Annotated in this window: 24 protein-coding genes and 1 tRNA gene; 1 reads left to right on the top strand and 24 read right to left on the bottom strand. The window is 28.2% G+C overall.

Annotated elements, in window-relative coordinates; genetic code table 11:
• Positions 1 to 79 precede the first annotated feature (79 nt).
• The 13 genes from NQ543_RS02130 to NQ543_RS02070 form a co-directional block, all read right to left on the bottom strand.
• Entirely contained in the window at positions 80 to 1,954 is a 1,875-nt protein-coding gene (locus NQ543_RS02130) for a BglG family transcription antiterminator (protein ID WP_004609081.1), read from the bottom strand.
• A 122-nt stretch (positions 1,955 to 2,076) separates the two neighbouring features.
• Positions 2,077 to 6,732, bottom strand: a complete 4,656-nt coding sequence (locus NQ543_RS02125; RefSeq protein ID WP_050752796.1) for a discoidin domain-containing protein — start codon at positions 6,730 to 6,732, stop codon at positions 2,077 to 2,079.
• A gap of 213 nt (positions 6,733 to 6,945) precedes the next feature.
• Positions 6,946 to 7,812, bottom strand: a complete 867-nt coding sequence (locus NQ543_RS02120) for a zinc ribbon domain-containing protein (protein WP_004609079.1) — start codon at positions 7,810 to 7,812, stop codon at positions 6,946 to 6,948.
• A gap of 8 nt (positions 7,813 to 7,820) precedes the next feature.
• The gene (locus tag NQ543_RS02115; RefSeq protein ID WP_004609078.1) at positions 7,821 to 8,336 is read right to left on the bottom strand and encodes a DUF6568 family protein; all 516 of its coding nucleotides are present in this window, start codon (positions 8,334 to 8,336) and stop codon (positions 7,821 to 7,823) included.
• A complete protein-coding gene (gpmI, locus tag NQ543_RS02110; RefSeq protein WP_004609077.1) occupies positions 8,336 to 9,853 on the bottom strand; it encodes a 2,3-bisphosphoglycerate-independent phosphoglycerate mutase in 1,518 nt (505 codons plus the stop codon). The genes NQ543_RS02115 and gpmI overlap by 1 nt, the downstream gene beginning before the upstream one ends.
• Positions 9,854 to 9,950: 97 nt before the next feature.
• Positions 9,951 to 10,136 (bottom strand): LiaF transmembrane domain-containing protein, encoded by a 186-nt coding sequence (locus NQ543_RS02105; protein WP_039903660.1) that lies wholly within the window; start codon positions 10,134 to 10,136, stop codon positions 9,951 to 9,953.
• A gap of 49 nt (positions 10,137 to 10,185) precedes the next feature.
• The gene (locus NQ543_RS02100; RefSeq protein WP_039903658.1) at positions 10,186 to 10,563 is read right to left on the bottom strand and encodes a hypothetical protein; all 378 of its coding nucleotides are present in this window, start codon (positions 10,561 to 10,563) and stop codon (positions 10,186 to 10,188) included.
• On the bottom strand, positions 10,544 to 11,128 hold the full coding sequence (locus tag NQ543_RS02095; protein WP_004609074.1) for a CDP-alcohol phosphatidyltransferase family protein: 585 nt from the start codon (positions 11,126 to 11,128) through the stop codon (positions 10,544 to 10,546). The genes NQ543_RS02100 and NQ543_RS02095 overlap by 20 nt, the downstream gene beginning before the upstream one ends.
• 32 nt (positions 11,129 to 11,160) lie before the next feature.
• Positions 11,161 to 11,592, bottom strand: a complete 432-nt coding sequence (locus NQ543_RS02090) for a GNAT family N-acetyltransferase (RefSeq protein ID WP_004609073.1) — start codon at positions 11,590 to 11,592, stop codon at positions 11,161 to 11,163.
• Positions 11,582 to 12,493: an alpha/beta fold hydrolase gene (locus NQ543_RS02085; RefSeq protein WP_004609072.1), complete on the bottom strand. Its 912-nt coding sequence runs from the start codon at positions 12,491 to 12,493 to the stop codon at positions 11,582 to 11,584. Before NQ543_RS02085 ends, NQ543_RS02090 begins: the two co-directional genes overlap by 11 nt.
• Positions 12,490 to 13,392: an AI-2E family transporter gene (locus NQ543_RS02080; protein WP_004609071.1), complete on the bottom strand. Its 903-nt coding sequence runs from the start codon at positions 13,390 to 13,392 to the stop codon at positions 12,490 to 12,492. Before NQ543_RS02080 ends, NQ543_RS02085 begins: the two co-directional genes overlap by 4 nt.
• A gap of 11 nt (positions 13,393 to 13,403) precedes the next feature.
• The gene (locus NQ543_RS02075; RefSeq protein WP_230197279.1) at positions 13,404 to 13,679 is read right to left on the bottom strand and encodes a hypothetical protein; all 276 of its coding nucleotides are present in this window, start codon (positions 13,677 to 13,679) and stop codon (positions 13,404 to 13,406) included.
• Between the two features lie 16 nt (positions 13,680 to 13,695).
• On the bottom strand, positions 13,696 to 14,433 hold the full coding sequence (locus NQ543_RS02070; RefSeq protein ID WP_004609069.1) for a copper homeostasis protein CutC: 738 nt from the start codon (positions 14,431 to 14,433) through the stop codon (positions 13,696 to 13,698).
• Positions 14,434 to 14,854: 421 nt separating this feature from the next.
• Between NQ543_RS02070 and NQ543_RS02065 the strand changes: the two genes are divergently transcribed.
• A tRNA-Arg gene (locus tag NQ543_RS02065) sits at positions 14,855 to 14,929 on the top strand.
• 719 nt (positions 14,930 to 15,648) lie between these two features.
• On the opposite strand, the gene NQ543_RS02060 is transcribed toward NQ543_RS02065, so the two are convergent.
• The 11 genes from NQ543_RS02060 to NQ543_RS02010 all read right to left on the bottom strand — a co-directional run bounded on the left by NQ543_RS02060 (position 15,649) and on the right by NQ543_RS02010 (position 24,490).
• On the bottom strand, positions 15,649 to 15,795 hold the full coding sequence (locus NQ543_RS02060) for a hypothetical protein (RefSeq protein WP_004609068.1): 147 nt from the start codon (positions 15,793 to 15,795) through the stop codon (positions 15,649 to 15,651).
• A 57-nt stretch (positions 15,796 to 15,852) separates the two neighbouring features.
• On the bottom strand, positions 15,853 to 16,269 hold the full coding sequence (locus NQ543_RS02055) for a DUF3788 domain-containing protein (RefSeq protein ID WP_004609067.1): 417 nt from the start codon (positions 16,267 to 16,269) through the stop codon (positions 15,853 to 15,855).
• Entirely contained in the window at positions 16,250 to 16,717 is a 468-nt protein-coding gene (locus NQ543_RS02050) for a hypothetical protein (RefSeq protein WP_004609066.1), read from the bottom strand. The genes NQ543_RS02055 and NQ543_RS02050 overlap by 20 nt, the downstream gene beginning before the upstream one ends.
• Before the next feature lie 203 nt (positions 16,718 to 16,920).
• Entirely contained in the window at positions 16,921 to 17,079 is a 159-nt protein-coding gene (locus NQ543_RS02045; RefSeq protein ID WP_004609065.1) for a hypothetical protein, read from the bottom strand.
• 348 nt (positions 17,080 to 17,427) lie between these two features.
• Complete coding sequence (locus NQ543_RS02040; RefSeq protein WP_004609064.1) at positions 17,428 to 17,607, bottom strand: hypothetical protein; 180 nt, start codon at positions 17,605 to 17,607, stop codon at positions 17,428 to 17,430.
• Between the two features lie 656 nt (positions 17,608 to 18,263).
• Positions 18,264 to 19,037 (bottom strand): HAD-IIB family hydrolase, encoded by a 774-nt coding sequence (locus NQ543_RS02035; RefSeq protein WP_039903655.1) that lies wholly within the window; start codon positions 19,035 to 19,037, stop codon positions 18,264 to 18,266.
• Position 19,038: 1 nt separating this feature from the next.
• Positions 19,039 to 20,010, bottom strand: a complete 972-nt coding sequence (locus NQ543_RS02030) for a Gfo/Idh/MocA family protein (protein ID WP_004609062.1) — start codon at positions 20,008 to 20,010, stop codon at positions 19,039 to 19,041.
• Between the two features lie 14 nt (positions 20,011 to 20,024).
• The gene (gene rpiA / locus NQ543_RS02025; RefSeq protein WP_004609061.1) at positions 20,025 to 20,690 is read right to left on the bottom strand and encodes a ribose 5-phosphate isomerase A; all 666 of its coding nucleotides are present in this window, start codon (positions 20,688 to 20,690) and stop codon (positions 20,025 to 20,027) included.
• Between the two features lie 18 nt (positions 20,691 to 20,708).
• Complete coding sequence (locus NQ543_RS02020) at positions 20,709 to 22,598, bottom strand: PTS fructose transporter subunit IIABC (protein ID WP_004609060.1); 1,890 nt, start codon at positions 22,596 to 22,598, stop codon at positions 20,709 to 20,711.
• A 13-nt stretch (positions 22,599 to 22,611) separates the two neighbouring features.
• On the bottom strand, positions 22,612 to 23,517 hold the full coding sequence (gene pfkB / locus NQ543_RS02015) for a 1-phosphofructokinase (protein ID WP_039903652.1): 906 nt from the start codon (positions 23,515 to 23,517) through the stop codon (positions 22,612 to 22,614).
• A gap of 124 nt (positions 23,518 to 23,641) precedes the next feature.
• Positions 23,642 to 24,490 carry a MurR/RpiR family transcriptional regulator gene (locus tag NQ543_RS02010; RefSeq protein ID WP_004609058.1) on the bottom strand — a complete coding sequence of 283 codons (849 nt, stop codon included), beginning with the start codon at positions 24,488 to 24,490 and terminating at the stop codon, positions 23,642 to 23,644.
• Positions 24,491 to 24,601: the final 111 nt, after the last annotated feature.

Raw genomic sequence — 24,601 nt, 5'->3', positions numbered from 1 at the left:
TATAAAAACAACATATATCTTTTAGTTAATTTTTATAAAATGTAACATTATATTTTTAATAAAATAATTATTTATGATCTTAACTATCTGCTAACGCTGTAATATTGTCATCACTTAAAGTAAATACTCCATCTTCACTAAACTTTTTATAACAATCAAATAATATAAATAGTAATGATACTGGTGAATCAGCCATAATCTTAATAACACCACTATCAACATTACGATCTACCATGATTTCTACACAATTAAAATCTGTTTTTTGAAATAATACAATTATTCGATCGTCCAATTGAATATAACTTTTATCAAGATTGATATTATTAACAATTTTAACTGTATAATCTGCCATTCTTTTTAACTTATTTTTTATAACAACCATATGTTCTTCTAAAAATTTACTTACCACATCAATAACTGCTATTTGATCTTCATGCTTTAAGAAATCTAGCTTCAAATACAATTCATGTAAATCTATACTACGTTCTTTAGGATAAATTTCTAATTTATTCAATATACTAATATCATTATTGTCTAAAATAAGTTTAATTCTTGCCATTGGAATATTTTTATTAAAATATTTAGGAATACTTTCAGTAAATAGAATTATATCAATATCTTGCCAATCTTCATAAAATGGTATCTCATATTTTGAAATAACATCTTTAACAGATACTTCAAAAAGTGATTCTAAAACCATTTTCAATCGCTTTTTAGCAAATTTAGATGCTCCACTAATAAACATTACTCTCTTTGCCATATTGCAATTATGACGATACAAACTAGATGCAAAATGTAATTTCAATAATTCTTTATCTCTATCATTAGATAAATTTATTATCTCAATTTCTTCATTACAATATGTTTCAATAATTTTATTTAAAGATTCATCTAATTCTATTGAATACACATTTATTTCATCTACATCAACTAGTGCATCTATTTTCTTTAAACAACAGTTTAAATGTGCATACAAGCCTGATAATAACATCCCATCACTAATAAAAACATTACGATATTTATTTGGGAATCTTTGAATTAAATTAAATATGTATTGAACTACTTTACGATTAAAATTATCAATTTCTAAAATATCTTGATTACTCACACTAGAAATAATTTTCATTATTTTTATTCGATTATCATTTGATATGGCCACTCCAATAAAATCCTCTAAACCACTAAACAATTCACTATAATCGAATGGTAATACAGTCACATTACGATGTTTATCATTAGGAATCTCAATTTCCATATATATATACCATAACACTAATAATATATTTATAATCAACCAATACAAATCACTATCCTTGATTAAAATATTATTAGCCTTAATAAAATTCGTGATAATAGGAATAATCTCACGCAATCGACGATTTGGAAAAACCTTGGTAATATATTCTGTAATTAAATTTTCTATTTTTTCAAAATGATCTTTATACAAAGAATATTCTATACTTCTAAGTACATTTAAACGAAATTCAAAAATATCCTCAGCATCTCCAATTAAATAAAAACGATTTATATAAACTAGCTTTAAATTATATTTAGACAATATACTTTTTACCTCATTTAAATCGTTTTTAATCGTCACTCTAGTAACATTAACTTTTTTTGAGATTTCATTTAAATTTAAAACTTCAATATCAAAAGCAATCACATTTGTTAACAAAATTATTCTTTGTTCCCTAGAACATTTAAACTCTTTTTCCTGTGCAAGATGAAACTTTTTTAACTTCTCCATGTCATTAATAATAATAAGCCCCTTATTATCAGTTTCAATCATCAAAATATGATCATTAACGAAATTACTGTTAATTCGATCGATATCATATCTAATTTGGCGAAGAGTTATTCCCAATACATCGGCAATTTCTTTCAAATTTCGATATTTTGATGTAATAAGTAATTCAATAATTCGATTCATTCTACTTGTTACTTCTCTTGCCATACTTCATTTCCCCTAAACTTAGTATTTTCTGCAAAAATAATATCATAAATTTCACATTCAGACAATATTATAAATTTAAAAAAGACGCTTAATCTCCTAAGAAAATAAACGTCTTTTCAAAATTAATCTCCTTTTTTTCTAATTACTGCATATCCAGCTACACTTAATAATGCTATTGTTGTAAACATTCCTGCTAAGCTTTCATCTCCTGTTTTTACACTTGCAGTTGTATCACCATTATTTACTGGTGTACTTACTGTGTTATCTACATTTGATGGTGTACTTGCTTGTAATCCGGCAAGAGCTTTTGCTAAAACATCTTTTGCATTATCTACTTCTTCTTGAGTTGCATCTGGATTTTCAAATACTACTTTTGCTTCATCTAATGCTTTTGTTAAGCCATCAAATGATGCTTTTGTATAGTTTGCTTTGTTTAATCGATTTGCTTGATTGATTAAGTCTTCTAATAAGCTCTTATCTGGAATTAATCTTAAATTCAAGAATGCTGTTACTAATTCACTGTATGCATTGTTTACTTCTTCTTGCATTGCATTTTCATCATCATATACTGCTATAGATCCATTTAATTCTGTTTCAAATGCTGTCCATGTAGCTTCTGTATATTTAGCAGCTTCTAATCCGCTTACTTTATCGATGAATGCTTTTAATGCTGTTTTATCTCCTTTTACAAAGTCTAACATATGCATTGCACTTGCAAGTCTGTCAAATGCATTATTTACTTCAATTTGTGAAGCACTAACATCATTGTATACTGCATTAGCTTCATCTCTTGCTGCTTTGAATTCATTTGCAACTACTGGGAGTACTTTTTCTAAATCGTTATCAGTAACTGCATTAGCTAGATCTACTGCAATCTTTAATGCTGTTTTATCTGCTTCAACAACTTCTACTTCTTCCATTGCTTCAATAGCAGCATCAAGTTTAGCAGTCATTTCATCAACTGTTCCTTGATCAGTAGCCAAAATTAATACTTCACGAGCTTCTTCTAATGCTTCTTTTAACGCAGCAACTGATTCAGGAGTATAGCTAGAACTATCTTCTAAGATGATTTCAGCAACTTCCATAGATTCTGATAATGCTCTAGTATTTAAAATAACTTCTTCTGTTGTATAAATTGGAGAAACTTCTGCAGCACTTGCAAATCCTCCAACACCTTCAAGAGCTGTTAAACGAATATATTTAGCATTTACAGAATCAAATTCAACAGTTTTTAATTCAGCATCTCTTGCCCAATCACCTGTAGCAACTTCAGTGAATTCTTCACCGTCTGTACTTACTTCAATTTTGTATTTAGTGATATATCCATTTGTTCCACTTTGTCTTGGTAAATAGTTATAACCTTTAATTTCACGTGCTTTAGCTAATTCTAAAGTAATACTTTGTGGTAATTTATCTGAACCATCCCATTTAGTATGCCACATTGTATCTGGATTACCATCGATTGCATTACTTGCTTTATCTTGTGATTGTTCAGAAGTAGCATAAGCTTTTGTAGTTATTTCTTCTTTTGAAACTTGTACATCATCGATTTCTCCAATAAATGCATTGGTTTTACTTCCGATACGTTCTAGTGGAATAATCAATGTTGCCCATTTTCCACCTGTACCACTAATAGATAATTCATCTACAAATTCATCATTAACATATAATAATGTTCTTGTAAATTTAGTTTCTAATTTTATTTTTACCCATTCATCTTTTGGTAATTCATAATTAAATGAATAATCATGACCTTCTCTTGAGAATCCAAGTTTACCAGTATCTTTTTGAACTGCCTTAATAGCACCATTTTCCGATTCAAATAATATTTGTTCATCATTACCAGAATTACTATCACGTTTTACCCAAAATTCAAGATAAGAATTTAATCCTAAATCTTCTAGAGGTGTTTCAACATAACTAGCTCCACCTTTTAATGACAATGCATTACGGTTTTTACCTTCTTCATAGCTAATATTTTCTTGCGCTACCATATTGAATTCATTACCTGATTTATCTAATCCTCTATCATTATTGAAGTTATAGTCTAATACTTTATTTCCTTCAGTTTCAATTTCATATGTTGGATTAGAATTTGGTGCATATTTAATCTTTTCAGTTAATGTATTTAAATCATTTACTGAGTAATCTTCAATATCTCCCCATAATTTTGCTGAGAATGTTGGTAAAATATGGAAGATACGATCAAATACTTCTACATCACTAGTACCATTATCATTAGATGGACCAGTTTTATCATTCCATACATGGAATGTTGATCCTAACATTTGATCATCACCAACTGGAATAGTGAAGTTTCCAATCTTGTTAGGTTGCCAAGTTGAATGAATATGACTTTGATTTAAATAATCATAATAATATCCAGCACCTGGTACAATGTATAAATCACCATCATTTGAATTAATACATTTATATCCTTTTTCATACATTTCACGAGGATTTGCATATCCTACATACCATAAGTTCATTTGTACACCATCTACAGTAATTGGAGTTGTACCTTCATTTTCAGTTTGGCTTCCCCATACACGTGGTGTGTATCCTTGTTCATCTCTAATGAATTTTAAAAGTTCATCTTGATACTTTCTAAACGCTTCTTTATTTCCACGTTTATATTCATCTGTACCAATTTGAATTACAGTTCCTTTAGGGAATACTGGATTATCTCCACTTGTATATTCCGCAAAAACACTCTTAATAAATTCAAGTGCTTCAGGATTTTCTACGTCTAAATACTCATTACTATCAGCACGTGCTAAATCTGGTCTAGCTCTAACAAATGCTCCAGAATGACCTGGACTATCGAATTCAGGAACAATATCAACACCTACTTCTCTAGAGTTAAGAATAAAGCTTCTAAATTCATCTTTTGTATAATATAAATCTGTATTTGTAAGATTTGGTATATCTGATTCTAGACGGAATGCTGAATAATCAGGTGTTTTTCCATCTTCTAATTTACCAAAGCAATTATCATTTAAATGTACATGGAAGTTATTTAATTTATACCATGACATAGTTTTTACCAATTCTTCTAAGAAATCCATTTGGAATGATTTTCTAGCAACATCTAACATGAAACCTCTAACTTCATATTTTGGATAGTCTTTAGTAATACCTTTTGGAATTTGATTTCCTGTTTGTTTTAATACTTGTAAGATTGTTCTAGTAGCCCAATATGCTCCTGTATTTTCAGTAGATTTAATAGTTACATAGTTATCAATGTCTAAAACATATGTTTCTTTATCTAATGTTTCTTCACTTGTAGTAAAGTAGAAGTCACCAGCTTTTGGATCTGTTCCAATTACTACAGGAATATTTTTATCTAAAATATCTAAGTAATCAGCTGCAAATTTATTTGCTGTACCTTCATATTGACTAACAGCTGGATCAACAACGATTCTACTGTTATCATTAATTTCAAATACTCCAGTTTCCCCATACCATTGTTGTAATTCTGGAATTACTTTAGGTTTAGCATTTTGTGAAGTTTCTTCATCATAAATACCTGGAATAGTTACATTAATTGCAGGTGATATAGCTTTTTCTCCAGTTTTAGTTTCTGTTACCTCAAAATTCAATTCAACATCTTGTGTTGTAAGTGGTTTTGAAACTGTCATATCACGAGCTAAGATTTGTTCATAATCAGCACCTACAAAACTAATTTCATAACCAGTAGGAACTGTTGGCATAATTAATTTACTTCCGTCTTCACTTAATTCAGCTGATGTAATATTAGCAGCGATATCATCTACAGTAACTACATCTTCTGGTTCAATAACTAGTTCTTTATCATACATTTGTACTTCATATAATGAAACAGTAGGATAATTCATAGGTGTTCCATCTTCTAAAGGTGAATCATCAAAGAAGTCATTAATTACTAATCTAACTTTTGTTGTAGTATAACTTTCAGTTAAGTTAATTTTTTGTACAAATGAAGTTGGTTGAGTACCAGTATAAACTGTTTTCCATTCTCCATTATCATCTACTTGAATTTGGAAAGCTTTAGCATTACATCTTTCCCAACGTAAAATCATTGATTTTAATTCTTTTGCTTCTTCAAAAGTATAAGTTAATGTTTTATCACCATGTTCATAGTTACTTGCCCAACGAGTTTCTAAATCATTGTCGTTTGTGTTTGCACCACTAAAAGAAGCTATTTCACTATCGCTAGCTTCAGCAGTTGCTTCATCGGCAAAGTTAAGATATTCTTCTTCACCATAAATACTTATTTCATACATTGAAACACTTGGATATGCTCCAGAAATCAATGAATCAATTGTAACTTTAACATATCTTGCAGTTACTGGTTCTTCTAAAGTTACAGTAGTATCTTGATCATGTCCATCTGTTTTATCTTCTGATGTATAAATAGTTGTATATTCATTGTCATCATTTGATGCTTCAATATGAAAAGATCTTACCTTATCATTTTCAAATGCAAGTAATAATTGTTTAAATGTTTTTTCTTCATTTAAATCAATTTTTGCCCATCCTGGAGCCCCTACTTCACTAGACCAACGCGATTGATCAGGTTTAGATGCATCACGGTTGATAATACCATCGATTAATTTATCAGGACCCCAATACGAAATGGGTGAAGCTGATGCACTTGCTGTTCCATCTAATGCATAGTTCATCATTTCAGTAAAATCAGTTCCACCTTCAGTAGCTTTTACTGGATATAAAGGTGCAGCAAGAGTAGCTACCATAGATAGAGCCAATAATGTTTTCCCAAATTTTCCTTTTCTCATATTTTCCCCTTTCCTTTTGTCGATTGCTATAAAAAACAGCCCTCCTTTCTTTAAACTATAGCTTTTCAACAAAAATATTACATTATATATTTTATCAGTAGTCGAATTTATTTAACAGATAAAAAAAGAGGAAAAAAATTTTCCAAAATTTTTACCCCCTAATAATTACCACAAAAAAAGACAGAATTCATCATTGAATCCTATCTCCAATAATTAAACAAATTTATCTAAATCTAATTCTGTTTTACAAGTAAGTCTAAAACGATAACCTTCATTACCTGCTAATATTCGCATTGATGTTTTAGAATCATCATCACTATCACTAACACCTAAACCATAATTACCCAAACTATCACTACGCTCATTAAAACTTTTTTCAAGATCATTAAATTTTTTACTAGCTTCATCAAAACTTTTATACTCTTGATTACTACTAACTAATAAAACAAGTTCTTTAAATAATGGATAACTATCCTCTTTTATCTTCATCGCTTCAAAATCTGCTAAACCAGTAGTATTTTGATTAACAGTAACGTTATTTGATTTACCAGATAAATCATAATTAAGTTCTAGTATTATTTCATTATTATCTGATGTTAATGTATATATTAATTCATTATAAATATTATTTTGATCAGTAACATAAAAATTATAATCTTTTTTTAATTTAACATCACTATATTTATTAACAATAGCTTCTAAATCTTTTTCAAACTTATTAATTTTTTCTACATACTTATCACTATTAGTAATTAATTTATCAAAATCACTCAACGAACCAAAATAATATTCTATTTTTTCTTGACTAATGTTTGCCTTATTTAATGTTCCAAGCGTAATTGCTTCTTTAGGTGAAGTAATAACTGTTTCACTTACTTGTTCATTTAATAAACTTCCAAATAAAAATGTTGATAACATTGGTGAGAAAATTAAAAATAAAGCTAAAATAATATACATTGTATTAGAATAATAATTTGTTCTTTTCATTGGTTTATAACCTTTTTCTAAAGGTTTACCACAATGTGGACATACTTTAGCACTATCAGGAATATTTTTTTTACAATAAGGACATTGTTTCATTTAATCACCTACTCATAAATATTTGACATCCAATCCTTAAAATCATCAATATATTTTTCTTTTGCCTGTTCTTTTTTCTTACTACCTTTAATTTCATAATATTCTTCACTTAAATAAGTATACTCACTAATTGTTTCACCTTTATTAACTAGTTTTAAAACCGGTGTCCATTTAATATCTAATTCTTTACTAATATTTTCATATAACTTTTTTTCTTCTTTAGTTGCATCTTCTTTTTTAGATGCATCGCGAATTTCTTTAATATTAAAATAATAAAGATATGTACCTTCATTCTCTTCTAAATATGAATTTAAAATTGGTTCAAATTCTCTACAATCCCCACAGTCCGGTCTTCCAATATATAAAACAAATAATTCGTCACTATCTAATTTATCTTGCAACTGTTCATATGTTATTTCATTAATTCCTGAAAGTGACGAATCTTTCTTTATATGATTAGTGGATGCTTTAGAGCACCCACTAATTAAAAATACACATAAAATTAAACTTAATATTTTTTTCATTATTTAATTAATGATTGACCATCCATTTCTGCAGGAATTTCTAATCCTAATAATTGTAGAATAGTAGGAGCTAAATCACCTAACTTACCACCTTCTCTTAATTCTAAATGAGAATTTGTTAAAATTAAAGGTACTTCATTAGTTGTATGAGCAGTAAATGGATTGTTATCTTCATCTAATAACATTTCACTATTACCATGATCAGCTGTGATTAACATTGTTCCTCCTAATTCAAGAACTTTATCATATACAGCACCAACACATTCATCGACAACACTTACTGCTTTAATTGCTGCTGGAATAACTCCTGTATGTCCAACCATATCACAGTTTGCAAAGTTAACAATTACTACATCATGAATATCCTTATCTAATTCTTCGATTAATTTATCTTTTACTTCATAAGCAGACATTTCTGGTTGTAAATCATATGTAGCTACTTTTGGTGAATTTACTAATACACGTGTCGCTCCTTCGATTTCTTTATCAATTCCACCATCAAAGAAGAAAGTAACATGTGCATATTTTTCAGTTTCTGCAATTCTTAGTTGTTTTAATCCTTTAGCTGATAAATAATCTCCTAAAGTATTTGTTAATTCAGGTAAAGCAAAAGCAATTGAACCATTGACACTATCAGCATATTTCATCATACATACAAATGTTAAATTATTTGGTACATTATTAAATGTATGATCATAGAATCCATCATTAGTAATTACAGTTGATAATTGGATAGCTCTATCTGGTCTGAAATTTGCAAAAATAATTGAATCATTGTCACATACTTGACCATCTACATTTTTATTATATCCAGGAATTACAAATTCATCATATGTTTCTTTAGCGTAAGAATCTTTTACATATTGAACAGGACATTCAAAGCTTTCACCTTTATGATTTACGATTGCATCAAAAGCTAACTCAATACGATCAAATCTCTTATCACGATCCATTGCATAATATCTACCTGAAATAGTAGCAATTTCACCTACCCCAATTTCTTCAATTTTATCGGCTAATTCTTTTACAAAATCAACACCACTATCAGGAGCAACATCACGACCATCTAAAAATGCGTGTACATATACTTTTTCTAATCCTTCTTGTTTTGCTAATTTCAATAAAGCATAAATATGTTCATTTGATGAATGGACTCCACCATTTGATAATAATCCCCAAATATGTAATTTAGAGTTATTTTCTTTTACATTATTGATTGCTTTTAAAAATTCTTCATTTTTATAAAAACTTCCATCTTCAACTGCTTTATTAATTAAAGTTAAAGATTGATAAACTGTTCTACCAGCTCCAATATTTAAATGTCCAACTTCACTATTACCCATTTGTCCATCAGGTAATCCTACAGGCATACCTGAAGCTTTAATTCTAGTTGTTGGATAAATCATCATTAAATCATCTATATTTGGTGTATTTGCAAGTTTAACTGCATTACCATCAACTCGTTCACTTAATCCATATCCATCTAAGATACATAATACAATTGGTCTTTTTTTCATTGTTTTAATCCTCCATTTTCATGAACCATTATAACTTGTTTGGATACAATAATCAAACAAGAACAATAAAAAAATTAGTACTTTTCAATACTAATTTCTATTTTTTCTTCTTTTTTGGAGTCGTAATTATATACATTCCAATAAAACATAAAATCAGTGGCCAATATCCTTTAATATAATATGCTATTGTTGCAACAATTCCCTCAAAATCTTTAGTACGATCCATTGTTAAAATCATTCCTAAAAAAACTAAAACAATTCCCGCATTTTTTCTAAAATCCATTTTCATCACCCTTATTATTATAACAAGAATGATAAAACATATTTGTCGATTAAAGAATTGAACGAGCAAAGGATAATAAATTATCAATATTAACTAACTCTTCACCTTTTTGAGAATAAACAATTACTTTACCATCTTCAACTTCAAATTTATTAGAGTGAATAATACTATTAATATCCCTTCTTGTTTCACTATCAATTTCAATAAAATTATTTTCAGCCATTTTTCTTAGCAAAATACTAAGACTAGCCAAAGCTAATTCCAAATCAAACTGTGCCCTAACAGCATCCTTTTGAAGAATATCATCATTAAAAACACCAACTTTATCCTTAATTCTATCAATATAATTCAATACCGATTCTACACTATTTATCGCTTCTTCAAGCATGCCTAAATAACATTCCTGCTTAACCATTCTTCTGTTCATTCAACAACTTATCCTTTTCCTTAACCATATACCGTAGTTCTTTAGCATATAATATAAATGATAACAACATCAAAACACTTCCTGTTATAATCAGCACAAAACTAATAACAGTATTTGGAATATGCAAACCAATTAAAACAATTACAATTATATAAAAGTATGCAGTAGCTATTTTCCCCCACCAAGATGCACCGGTAATTTTTAAGCCATAATCATATAAATAAAGACCCACAATCGCTAACATTAAGTCTTTTAAAATAATAATGATCAACAAAATCCATGCTAGAGGATAACTAAACAATAATGTTATCGCCAGCACAAATTGCGTTAACTTATCAGCAACTGGATCAATAAATTTTCCAAAATCAGTGACCATATTAAATTTACGAGCAATAAAACCATCTAAAAAATCACTAATACCTGATATTACTAATACAAAAGCAGCAACTATATATCGATTTTTAAAATCGGCCACAAAATATACATATAAAAATAAAGGAATTAACAAAATTCTAAAAAAACATAAGCAATTAGGTATATTAAATAAAACTTTTTTATTTTTCATAATACTCAATGTCTCCCTTATTTAATTTTTAATCAAATATTTTTTGACATTGTAATATGCGGACACCACTCATCATAATAAACTTCACCTATAGGCTGATAGCCTAATTTTTCATAAAACATTTGCGCTCTTTGTTGAGCAGATAATTTTACCGTCGTACAATTTAATTCCTTTGCTTTATTTTCTAGACTTTTAACTACTTTATTTCCAAGGCCTGTTCCACGATATTCTTTTATTACTGCAATTCTTCCTAAAATCATTGTCTTTTCATCTTCAAAATACATTCTACCAGTTGCAATTGCACATTTATCTTGATAAACAACTACATGATATGCACGCTCATCGATTTCATCAAATTCATTTTCAAATCCCTGTTCTTCTACAAAAATTAGTTGTCGTAATTTTTTAGCATCACTAAAATCTGTCTTACCATAATTAAATTGATATTCTGATTTATTGCTCATATTTATCTCCTTTTAAAAAATTAATAATTGTATTATATACAATTTGATTATTCTTTTCATTTAATATCTCATGAAACATATTATCAAATAACTTGCTTTCAATATTACGATAGCCTCTATTCTTAAGTCTTTTGATACTATCATCAAATGCTTTTTGGTTAATCATACAACGATCTTTCTTTCCAGATATAAATAAAATTGGTAAATCATGATTACAAGCATAAATATCTTTTTTATACGTTCGTTGCATTAATGTACATAAATGATAAAAACCATTTAATGTAAAAATAAATGAACATAAACTATCTTGATTATATTTATCAACAACACTTTTATCACTGCATATCCAAGCATTCTTTTTAATAAACCCTTTATTAAAGTGTCCAAACATTAATTTATTCATTAACATGCTACGATATCTTTGACCTTTAATTAAGATTAAAAACTTACAAACTAATTTCCCTACCCCTACTAAACGATTATAACTAGGACTACCACAAACTATTAAACCATCAAGATAACTATCATATTTAATAATATAATTTCTAACTATCAAAGACCCCATTGAATGTCCAAATAAATATAAAGATAAATTAGGATATTTATTTTTAATATACTTACTTAACATATAAACATCTTCAACCATGGCTCTAGCACCATCTTGATAAAAATATCCTAAATCATCTTTAGTTAAAATACTTTTTCCATGACCTCGTAAATCATGAATAATAACTATATATCCATTCTTATTTAAAAAATTAATAAAATCTAAATATCGTTCCTTATATTCACACATACCATGAACAATTTGTACAATTGCTTTAGGATTATTACAAGTAGCAATAAGAATATCTAATGGCAATCCATCATGAATTGAATTAATTTTTAACTTTTCTATCATTTTACTTGCTCAATTTCTGTTTCAGTGATTTTTAATTTACGTTTTTTTAATGCCTTGTTTACTAATCCTCTAATTAGAGCATATAGACAAGCTGCACTTGGTACTGCAATTACCATCCCAAAAATTCCAAATAAATCCCCAAAAGCAAAAATAGAAAGCAATACCCAAATACCCGGTAATCCAACTGAATTTCCAACTACTTTAGGATAAATAAAATTATCCTCTATTTGTGACAATATTTGAAAATAAATGATAAACCAAATTGCCATTAATGAATCTTTTGATAAAATTAAAAAGGCACCTACAAACATTGAAGCAATTGGTCCAAAAAAAGGTACAAAACAAAATAATGCAATAATTGTTGCAATTAGTTCTGGATAAGGAAACCCAAACAAGCGCATTGTTGTATAATACAAGATCCATAAAATACATGCTTCTGTAAGTTGACCACCAATAAAATCTGAAAAAATCTGATTAGTCCGATGACCATAATTAAAAATTATTTTTGTTATTTGATAGCCAAAAATTGCTCCAATTATTTTGCGTAACTGTAATATAAATTTTTCTTTATCTCCAAGTAAATATAATGAAAATGTAAAACCAGAAAAAATAGCACCAAATTTGGCTAAAAAATTAGTTGCATTTGCCATTATACCACCAGCGCTTTTTGTAAGTATATTAAGTATGTGTGAAAAAGTTTCTTGCCAAGGCATATTAATTAAATCCTTTATACTACCAATATCTTCCATCCTAAAATCTATATTTAAATATTTAAATATTTCATCAATATTATCAATAATATTAACTAAAAATGACGAAATATTACTAACCAATGAAATTAAACTTTCAACTAAATTAGGAATAATAATACTAACAATCAAACCCAACAATGATATCATTAAAATTATCGTTAAAAAATTGATGCTCCTCGTTTCTTTTTATATAAAAAACTATCTTTTTTACATTTTTTAATAATCAGTTCTTCAATAAATTTCATTGGATGATTTAACACATAGGCAATTGCAATACCATAAAATAAATATTTCAATGCTCCTAAAACTATTGAAACAAAATTAAATATATTATTTAAATTAATCAAAAAATAAATCAATAATACTGTAAAAGATGCAATAATTATCCCCGGTTTTATTCGTTTTTTTAAATCACTATCAATAAAATTAAACATCATATCTCTCCTGAAATTATTCATCTTCAACTATATCAACTAGATTTTCTACAAGTTCATAGCTAACAACATCATATTCATCACCATGATAACTAAAATCAACTTCATCTCTACTAGTAGTACTATCTAGTAACCAATCTTTACAAGAACTATGAACTTGACTAATACCTGTATAGTCCATTAATCTTTTTGCATTTAAAGCATTAATTCCACTACCTGCTAATATTTCAATACTATTACCATAAGCTTCTTGTAAATATTTGATCATCTCTTTTCCATATGATGCTTTAGCTTGTAAACCACTAGTTAAAATACGATCAATCCCAATAGTAATTAAAATATTCATTGATTCATCAATATCATTAACACAATCTATAGCTCGGTGAAAAACAGCTGTTTTATGATATGATTTAATAATATTAACCATTTCTCTAGTTTGAATAATATTAATATCGCCTTCTTCATCCAAACATCCAAAAGCAATACCATCAGCACCATTATCTAACAATATTTCAGCATCTAACTTCATAACCTCAAAATCTTCATCGCTATAACAAAAACCTGCACCACGAGGTCTAACCATACAAATAACTTCTAAATCTGTTTCTTCTTTAACTTTTAATAAAGTAGCTAATGATGGTGTAAGTCCACCCATATGTAAAGCACTATTTAATTCAATTCGTGATGCTCCTCCATGACTAGCTTGTAAAGCATCATAATAACCTCCACAGCACACTTCTACAACTTTTTTCATAATATCAACTCCTTGTTTTTATTATAGCACTTTTAAATTGCTTTTTATCTATACAAATGTTAAAATTTATTTACACTTTAAAGCATTATTCTAGCTTAATAATTAAAATATGTAAATATTTATTTATCTTGTAGCGTAAACTTCTTTTAAGTTAAAACATTTCTATAGATAAAAGTTTTAAAATCAAATAGGTCCTCGCAGCATAATTAAAGATGCAGTCACCTCCTAAGAGATGGAAATTTACGCTACAATCTGTTAAAATGTGTTATAGATAGTGTTATTTAACCACCTATAACAACAAATAAACATTATTCCTCGTTAGTTAAATGGATAACAGAACCCTCCTAAACGACAGGTGCACTCGTCCTTTTTGACGTTTGATGTTAATTTAGCGCTATCTTTGCCCATCTTTCATACTTATCTCTCTATAGTTAAATGGATATAACAAGTCCCTCCTAAGGACTAGTTGTAGGTTCGATTCCTACTAGGGAGGCCATTGGAAATCACCGAAAAGCCTTTATTTATTTGGAGCTTTTCGGTTTTTATATTTTTTGCCAATTTTGACAAATTATCAAAAATATAGGAAACAATGTTATACAATAACACTTCACTTTTTCCCATCTTATATAGAAACATCGCTAATAAAAATTCGCAAGCTTTTTAATGTTTTGCTAATGAGAATAGCCTTTTTTGCTAATTTGAAAAAAATTACGCTTTCAAAACAACTCACTATCTAACGCATAATTTTATTATTTATTGGAATAGTTTAAGATAAAGTTGTATTGGGAGATGATCAATATGTTTGAAAAGAAATATCGATATCAATTAAATGGTGAAGAATATACTTTTATTATTAAAAGTATAATAAATTTAAAAAATACTCTTATACAACAAGGAGCGTTATACTAATGCAGTTGATAACCTTCTCATTAAATTATTAAACTTAAAGAGAAAAAAGTTCATATTTAATAAAAATATCCCTATGTATAATCACATAGATTATACATAGGGTTTGTTCATATCTACAAATTCGAATTTAATTATTTTGATTTATTCTTGAAAAACAATCGAAATCAAGACAATACAAAATTGTTACTAGAATATAAACAATATTGAATATGTGATAAACAAATCTATCAATTCCAGACATAACGATATAAATAATAAGTCACACACTAATTAAAATACTTTTATCTTTCATAATAATCTTATATGTTAAAAATATGTTTCTCCAACTTTTTTGTTGCGTTCTACAAACATACACGCTCCACCGAACAGCCATCCATTCATTTCTTTACAACCTTTACATAATTCTTTTATGTTGGATCCATTACAATTTATTCCACATAATATTTTTATCAATACTAATATTCCATCAAATAAGTTATATCTTTAGAATAAAACACTGATAGATAGCTGTTAATTCTTGCGTATGTTTATTAAACGCAATACATCTTCATATGTTTTGTCTTTATCTTCTAAATCAATCATCAACCATTTTTGTCCATTCCCTTCTTTTGTTTGATGATATACATCCTTTATCCTATCTGAACAATCACTTAAAATATCTTCTACAGCTTCTTTTTGTTTTTTGCCAACAACAATCAATACGGTAAAATATTCTTCTCTAGGATAAATCGTGCAAAGATTTTTTCCGGACTTTTTAAATTTAACATTCCAACCATATTCCCAACTACAAGAACTAAAATCCAATTGTTCTTTTGCATTGAATTTTATTTTAACATCCTCGCAAAACTCCAAGAATACTGGATTACGAATATATTCAACTATTTCATCTAGTGAAGGAGAAGAATTTTTATTTTGAATATCTATCATTTCTATTTGCCTCCTGTTCTATCATATATTTTTGTATTTCTTCTAATGATAATTTTCTAATTTGAGTATTTGGATATTCTTTATATTCATTAATAATATAAACAGGTTTCATATCTTTACAAGTTTTATTTTTGTTCTTTTTAAGATATTCCTGCAAATCATTATGATCAACAAATATTTTATAGGATACTTTACCTTTATTGTTTACAATCTCATAAATACCGCAAGCTTTTTTCATACTATAATCAGCAGTACGTAAATACATTTTAGCTATTTCTAGTGATTTAAAAGGAAAATTCCACCTTTGTAAGCCTCTTTTTGAATCATGTTCAATACAAATGCATCGTCCACAAGTTCCACAAATATATTGAGTATGATTTTGTAAACAATAAATTGGATTCAATAATGGTGTCATCCTTTTTTTATCAATATAACATTCTTTACACATTTTTATACCTCATTCAATTCAAATTTTGCTTATTGTTCATCGATAAAAAATTCAATATAATTTTGAATAACCAACTCTATCAAATATAGTTGGTTTAAAATATGACGCTAGTGCGATGACAATATTTTTTCTGGGTTAATATAAATAACATTACCACAATTTCCAATAGCTGCATAGATATTCTTTTTAGGATCAATACCCCATCATAAATATCCATAGAGTATTCTACTAAAATTTCCACTATTTACTTCTCTGAATGTTGTCATTTCTCTTCTCCATTTTAATGGTACAATTTGATTTCCTTCATAATAACCATTATTCAAACATGACAAACCTATTTTAGCCATGTCTTTTGCTGACATACATAATCCATATCCTGGAGTACTTAGTCCTTCAGTATCACAAAACCATATATTTTCTTTTGGAGTCTTGCCAATCGTAAATACTTTATGTTCTTGTGCAGTTTCTGCAAAATAATTAATATGTTATTTTATTCCTAATAGTCAAAATAAATATTGATTTGTATAATCCACTGTTTTTTGATTAGTTGCTTTATATAATATTCCAGAAGGTATATGAAGGCAGACAGTTCAATCTTGAAATTCATCTGTTAATCCTTTTCTATCTCCTAAAAAATCAAGGAAAGAATATATCCAATTATCACTTGAACATATTTTCGTCCATGGATCTCTTTTGCTTTTATAAGGTGCTCACATTGTTAATAAATGTTTGATAGTAACATCATAGATTGTTTCTTCTCCTCTTTTGACCTTATAATCAGAAAAGTAACTTAATACTTTATCATCAACATTTTTTATTTGCCCTTTATCTATTGCAATACCATAAGTAAAGCCATTGTACTTTTTGTTGCAGACATAATATGAACGCAATCACCTTCTTTATAATCGTTTCAACAATCAGAATATACTTTTTTGTTACTTTTATACGCAACAATCTAACATATATTTGGCTGATTTTTTTCTATAAATTTGTAAAACTTTATATTATTCATAAAATATATTTCCTTTGTAAACTGGAATTTCTTAATCTCTTTCCATATGGATTACTTTGTTCATCTAACTCAGTTCTTTTATAAAACTTAAATCTCATAGTAGTATATATAAATGTTAAATATCAACTTAAAAATGTACAATTTTGAATGATTACTTTTTTACCCTTTTCGTCATTTCATATTGTCTATAACAAAATAATCAATAGTCTTTTAAATTGTTGAACACATATAATTATACAACTTATCAATAAATTTATATCAATACTTATTTTATTGTTTTTACCATTTACTTAGTTATATGATATATCTTGATTAAATATTTAATCAAATAAATTTATGTTATAATCAAACCTTTCTATAAAAACATAATTTACATGTAATAAAAAATTTAAATAAATTAAAACAAGAACTATTCAAATTTATAAATCATCAGGATACATAAACCTGTTAAATATAAAAACAATAGAGCTGTAACAAATAAAGATTTTTAATCTCTAAGTATTACAGCTCCTACTTTATACCCATTACTTTTCTTTATATCCAATTATGTTTCATACAAACATTATATATTCCATCATTAACATTACTATCAGTAACTTCACTAGCAATCTTTTTCAATTCATTACAAGCATTACCCATTGCAATAGAATACCAATCCCCTTGAAACATGTCAATATCATTGTAATCATCACCAAAAACAACTACATCTTTAATTTCACCTTGAAGATAATCAATCATACCTTTAATTCCTTTTCTTTTTTCATCAGGTTGAAACATTAAATATTCTTTTTCAAACCTTAAATGGCCTACTGTATCTTTTAAAGTTAAAAGATATTCTTGATTTTGAGGAATAGAAATATACATTTTATAAATATCATTAAACTTTGAAAAATCATAATTAGAATCAAAATAATATGTTGATGGTTCTTTTCTAAAACCTGCTTGTTTCAAAAAAAGAAAATCTTTTCCATACACTTCATTATTATCATATGGTGCAACAAGTACTCCATAACCAAGTTGATTTGCTTGTTCAATCACAGCTAAACATTTTTGAAAATCCAATGGCGCATTTTTAACAAGCCGTTCATTAACAACAAGGCCATGTCCACCATTGCATACCATATTTTTTAAACCAATTTCACGCATAAAATTAATAGCTTTATAATGAGCTCTACCAGTGGCAATTGCCACAAAATGTCCATTATCTTGAAGTTTTTTTAATGCTTTTAAAGCTGAAGGAACAACTTTGTTTGTTTTTTTATCTGTCAATGTTCCATCAATATCAAAAAAGAAATATTTTTTATTCATATTATTCAAATGGGTAAATCATACCCCATTGTTTTCTAATTTCAGTTAATGTTGCCATAACATCGCGGATATATTGAAGATTTTCTTGTCCACCGTTATTTAAAATATAATCTTGCATATCTAAAACTTCATAATCTAATGCTTTTGCAGTTTCTCCAAGTTCAATTGTTTCTACATGTCCATCACTTGTATACGTAATTGTAGCTACATCACCACGAGGATAATTATTTACCTCAATATACCCTAATTCACCAGCTACAACTCCACGTTTTGGTTGTTTTGCTCTCATTGTTAATGCCATAACTGCCATTTGTCCTTCTGGATTTCGTAAAATGATTCCTGACGTTTCATCAACACCTGTTTCAAAATAATTAGCTGTTGTTAAAACTGTATTAGGTTTACTTTTCATAAAATATCTAGCAAAACTCGTTGCATAAACTCCAATATCTAATAACGCTCCTCCAGCTAATTCTTTAGAAAAGAACCGATTCGTAACATCATATTCTTTACAACTTCCAAAATTAACTTGAACCATTTTTACTTCACCAATTACACCACTATCAACAATCTCTTTCAATTTCTTAAATAATGGCATATGGAATAAAGTAACCCCATCACAAATTACTAAATTCTTTTCTTTTGCAATAGCAACCGCTTCTTCTAACTGCGAATCATTTACAGTAATAGCCTTTTCACAAAAAACATGTTTCCCTGCCTTTAATGACTGTACCAAGAAACGATAATGTAAATTATGTGGTGTAGCAATATAAACAATATCCACATTTTCATCATCAATCATTTCATCTGCACTACCATAAGCTTTTTGTACTCCAAAACGTTTTGCATATTTTTTAGCTGCTTCTAAAGTCGTATCACATACAGCATATATTTCACCATTAACACGATTTAAAGCTTCTGCCATTTCTGTTGCAATCCAACCAGTTCCTAAAATACCCCAATTTAATTTTTTCATCATATCATCTCCTTTTAAAACTTACGAATATAACCATCATCATCAATTGATAAAACAAAATTCACTTTACCTACAAATAATGATGTATCAACAATTCCTGTAATCTTTTTTAAATTATTATCTAATTCTTGAATATCTTCAACATTTTTAAATTTAGCTTCCATAATAAACATTCCATGGTCACTTATAGTATAACCATCTTTAGCTTTACTTTGACGCATAGAAACAATAGCTCCTAATTTTTCTAATCTCTTTTGTACATATTTTATACTTTCAGGAATTATTTCAATTGTTATAGCATGATCAAAAGGCAATTTTTCAAATACCTTTGATTCATCTACTAATAACACATAATCATCAGCCATTGAAGCAATAATTTTTTCTTTTGTATGAATTGCCCCACCTGATTTTAATGCATTTAATTTTAAATCAACCTCATCACAACCATCAAAGGCAATATCTACATGGTCAACTGACCATGTAGGTACAACACAAAGTTGGTGTTTTAAACATAACATTGCTGTTTGATAAGATGGTGTTACAATCTTTATATCTAAATTTTTTTTAGCTAAAAATTCTACTAAATAAGCAATTGTGCTACCACCACCTAAACCAACAATACTTTGATCTTTAATATATTTCAATGCTTCTAAAGCACATTTTTCTTTTAAATTATTCATTATTTTTTTAATTTCCTTTCAATGTTTTTTTAAAATAGAAAGAACTAAACATCCAGCGATAGCTCCAATTAAGATAGCAAGAGCATACATTAATGGATTACCGATTGTAGGTAAAACAAAGATACCACCATGAGGTGCTCTTAATGTACATCCCAAAAACATTGATAAAGCGCCTGCTACTGCACTTCCTACAATACATGAAGGAATAACTCTTAAAGGATCTTTAGCAGCAAAAGGAATTGCGCCTTCAGAAATAAATGCTAATCCCATTACATAATTAACTAATCCTGAATTGCGTTCATCTTTTGTCCATCTATTTTTAAAGAATGTTGTACTCAAGGCAATTGCTAGAGGAGGAATCATTCCACCTGCCATAACAGCCGCCATTATTTCAAAATTTCCTTCTGCAAGCTGTGATGTTGCAAACACATAAGATGCTTTATTAATAGGTCCACCCATATCTGTTGATTGCATTCCAGCAACAATCATTCCTAATAATACCTTACTTGTACCACCCATTCCATTTAAAAATCCATTTAATGCATCATTAATTGCTCCAACAAACGGATTAATAAATGTTGTTATAACTGAAACTAATAAAATTCCAATAACCGGATACAATAAAATTGGTTTAATTCCCTCTAAAGCCTGAGGCAATTTAGAAAACACTTTCTTTAAGCCAATAACCAAACAACCACCTACAAAACCTGCAAGTAACGCTCCTAAAAATCCAGCATTAACATCGCCTCCAGCGGGATTAGTAAATGTACATCCCATCTTGGCAACCATTCCCCCGATAAATCCTACAGCGAGACCAGGACGATCAGCAATACTATAAGAAATATAACCGGCTAAAACTGGTAACATTAAACCAAATGCTTGTTCACCAATTGTTTTTAAATAGGCTGCAAGTGGTGTATTTTTTCCAAAATTAGCAGGATCAATAGAATAATCATCAAATAAGAAAGCAAGTGCAATTAAAATCCCACCACCAATAACAAATGGCAACATATGACTAACACCATTCATTAAATGTTTATAAATAGAACGTCCTACACCTTCACTATTTTCTATTGTTTCTACAGTTGAACCATCATGATGATATACTGGTACTTGATGATCGATAACTTTTTGAATCAATTCCTCAGGTTTTTGAATTCCTTGAGTAACACTAACTGATAAGACTGGTTTACCATCAAAACGAGCCATTTCTACATTTTTATCAGCTGCAATAATAATTCCCTCACAATTTTCAATTTCTTTAGCTGTTAATACATTTTTTGCACCATCAGCACCATTAGTTTCTGCCTTTAATGGATAACCCATTTCCTTACCTGCTTTAGTAAGATTTTCTGCTGCCATAAATGTATGGGCAATTCCTGTAGGACAAGCTGTAACTGCTAAAACACGATATTCTTCTTTTTTAGATACATTTTTTTCTTGAGCATCTTTTTTAGCTTCTTCTTGATTAATTATTTCAATAAATTGCTCAGCACTCTTAGCATTCATCAATTCATTTCTAAAATCTTCATTCATAAGTAATGTCGATAATTTAGCTAAAGCTTGTAAATGAATACTTCCACCGTCTTGTGGAGCAGCAATCATAAAACATAAATATACTGGCTTTCCATCAAGCGAATCATAATCAACACCATTTTGAATAGTCATTGCCGCTAAACCTGCTTTTTTTACAGTAGCAACTTGGGCATGAGGAATTGCAATTCCATCACCAATTCCAGTTGTACTTAAAGCTTCACGTGCTAAAATTCCTTTTTTATATTCAGATTTATTACTAATTTTTCCAGATTCATACATTAGATCAATTAACTTATCAATAGTTTCATCCTTAGAAGAAACATTAACATTTAAAGCAATACTTTTTACATCTAACAACTCTGTAATCTTCATTTTTCCCTTCTCCTTATAATTGTTTAATTAATTCATCTATTTTTTCTTTAGTTGCTAAACCATGACTAAATGCAGTTGCTCCCCCTGAAGCAGTTGCTAATTTTAAAATTTGAGAATAATCCATATCTAAAAGACATCCAGCAACAAATCCAGCAACCATTGAATCTCCAGCTCCTACTGAATTTTTAACTATTCCCTGACATACACCTAAACGATGTTTCTTACCTGTTTCATCAATTAACAATGAGCCATCTTTTGCCATCGAAATCAATACATTTTTTGCTCCCATACTTTGAAGTTTTCTAGCATAATATTCAATATCTTCAATTGATTTAAGTTCAACATTAAAAATTTCTGCTAATTCATGATTATTAGGTTTAATTAAAAATGGCTGATATTTTAAAGTCTTCATTAATAATTCACCAGTTGCATCAACAACTGTTTTTACTTGTTTATCCTTTAATTTTTCTAAAATATCACAATATATTGTCTTAGATACTGTTGTAGGAACACTACCTGATAATATTAAAATATCGCCTGATTGTAATTGGTTTAAACTTTCAAATAATCTTACAATATCACTTTGTTCAATTACTGGTCCCATTCCATTCAATTCTGTTTCTTGATCACTATGTATCTTTACATTAATCCTTGTCATCCCTTTTTCAACACAAATAAAATTTGTATTCAATTTTAAATCTTCTTTTACTCCCCGCTGCAATTTGTCGCCTGTAAAGCCTGCTATAAAACCTAAGCATGTACTTTCAAAACCTAATTCCTTTAAAATTACCGAAACATTGATTCCTTTACCGCCATAAAAAATATGTTCATCTTCAGTTCGATTAACTCGCCCTAATTTAAATAACGTTAAATCAACAACATAATCTAATGCTGGATTCATTGTCATCGTGTATATCATCTTCACGCCTTCCTTTTTTATGAAATTTATTTTCACAAGAATAATATATCATGATACATTATTTTCGTCAATATATTTATATGAAATTTTATTTCATTAAATTTAAAAAAATAAACTTTAAAAATTAAAGTTTATCGCCTGCTATCTTATTTTCATGTTTTGCAATATTAACATATGCCTGTTCATTCATTGAAGTTAAAAATAAATAAAGAATTTCAATCACAGCAGTTGCTGTAACTCTAGAAAAACAATATCCATCAAGAAATAATTTTTCACGAGTTGCCGTAGTAATGTGATAATCGCTAACACTAGCAACTGTCGATTCTTCATTATTAGTAATTGAAATCGTCGTTGCTCCTTGTTCTTTAGCAGTTTCTAAAGATATTACAACACTAGATGATTCTCCTGAATTAGAAATTGCAATAACTACATCATCTCTAGTTAAATTACAAACATATCCAATTTGTGTTTCCCAAATTGTTGATGATAATGCTAATTTTCCAATCTGATTAAATTTAAATGCTCCATCAATGGCTACCGGTATCGTATTGCCCACAGCAACAAAAACAACACTTCTTGCTTTAGCAATAATTTCTAAGATTTTTTTAAAATTTTCAATATTAAGCATTGAAATCGTTTGTTTTAACTCTTCAACTTTATTTGCTAAAATATTTTGTAGCGATTGTTCAATATCATCAATTGATATACGATTAGAAACCTCATCATTACTTAAATTCGACTCAACCATCTCTTTAGCAAGAGAAATTTTTAAATGATGAAATCCTTTAACTCCAATCTTTTTACAAAAACGTGAAACTGAAGCTTCACTTGAACCACTTGCACTTGCTAACTGCCCTACTGTCATTTCTACAACTTTATCATAATTATTAATAATATATTTAGCTATCTTTTTTTCTGAATCAAAAAAACTATCAAAAGATGAACAAATTTTATCCATAACTGTTTTTTTCATACACATACACTCCTATAAATAATAATTTTATAAATTCTTATTTCATGAATATAATTTTCATATATTTATCATAAGCTAAAATAAAAAAAATCTCAAGAATTCTTTAATATA

Origin of the sequence: Thomasclavelia spiroformis DSM 1552, from assembly GCF_025149465.1 — a bacterium.
GTDB lineage: Bacteria > Bacillota_I > Bacilli_A > Erysipelotrichales > Coprobacillaceae > Thomasclavelia > Thomasclavelia spiroformis.
This window is presented reverse-complemented; position numbering and strand designations above follow the sequence as displayed.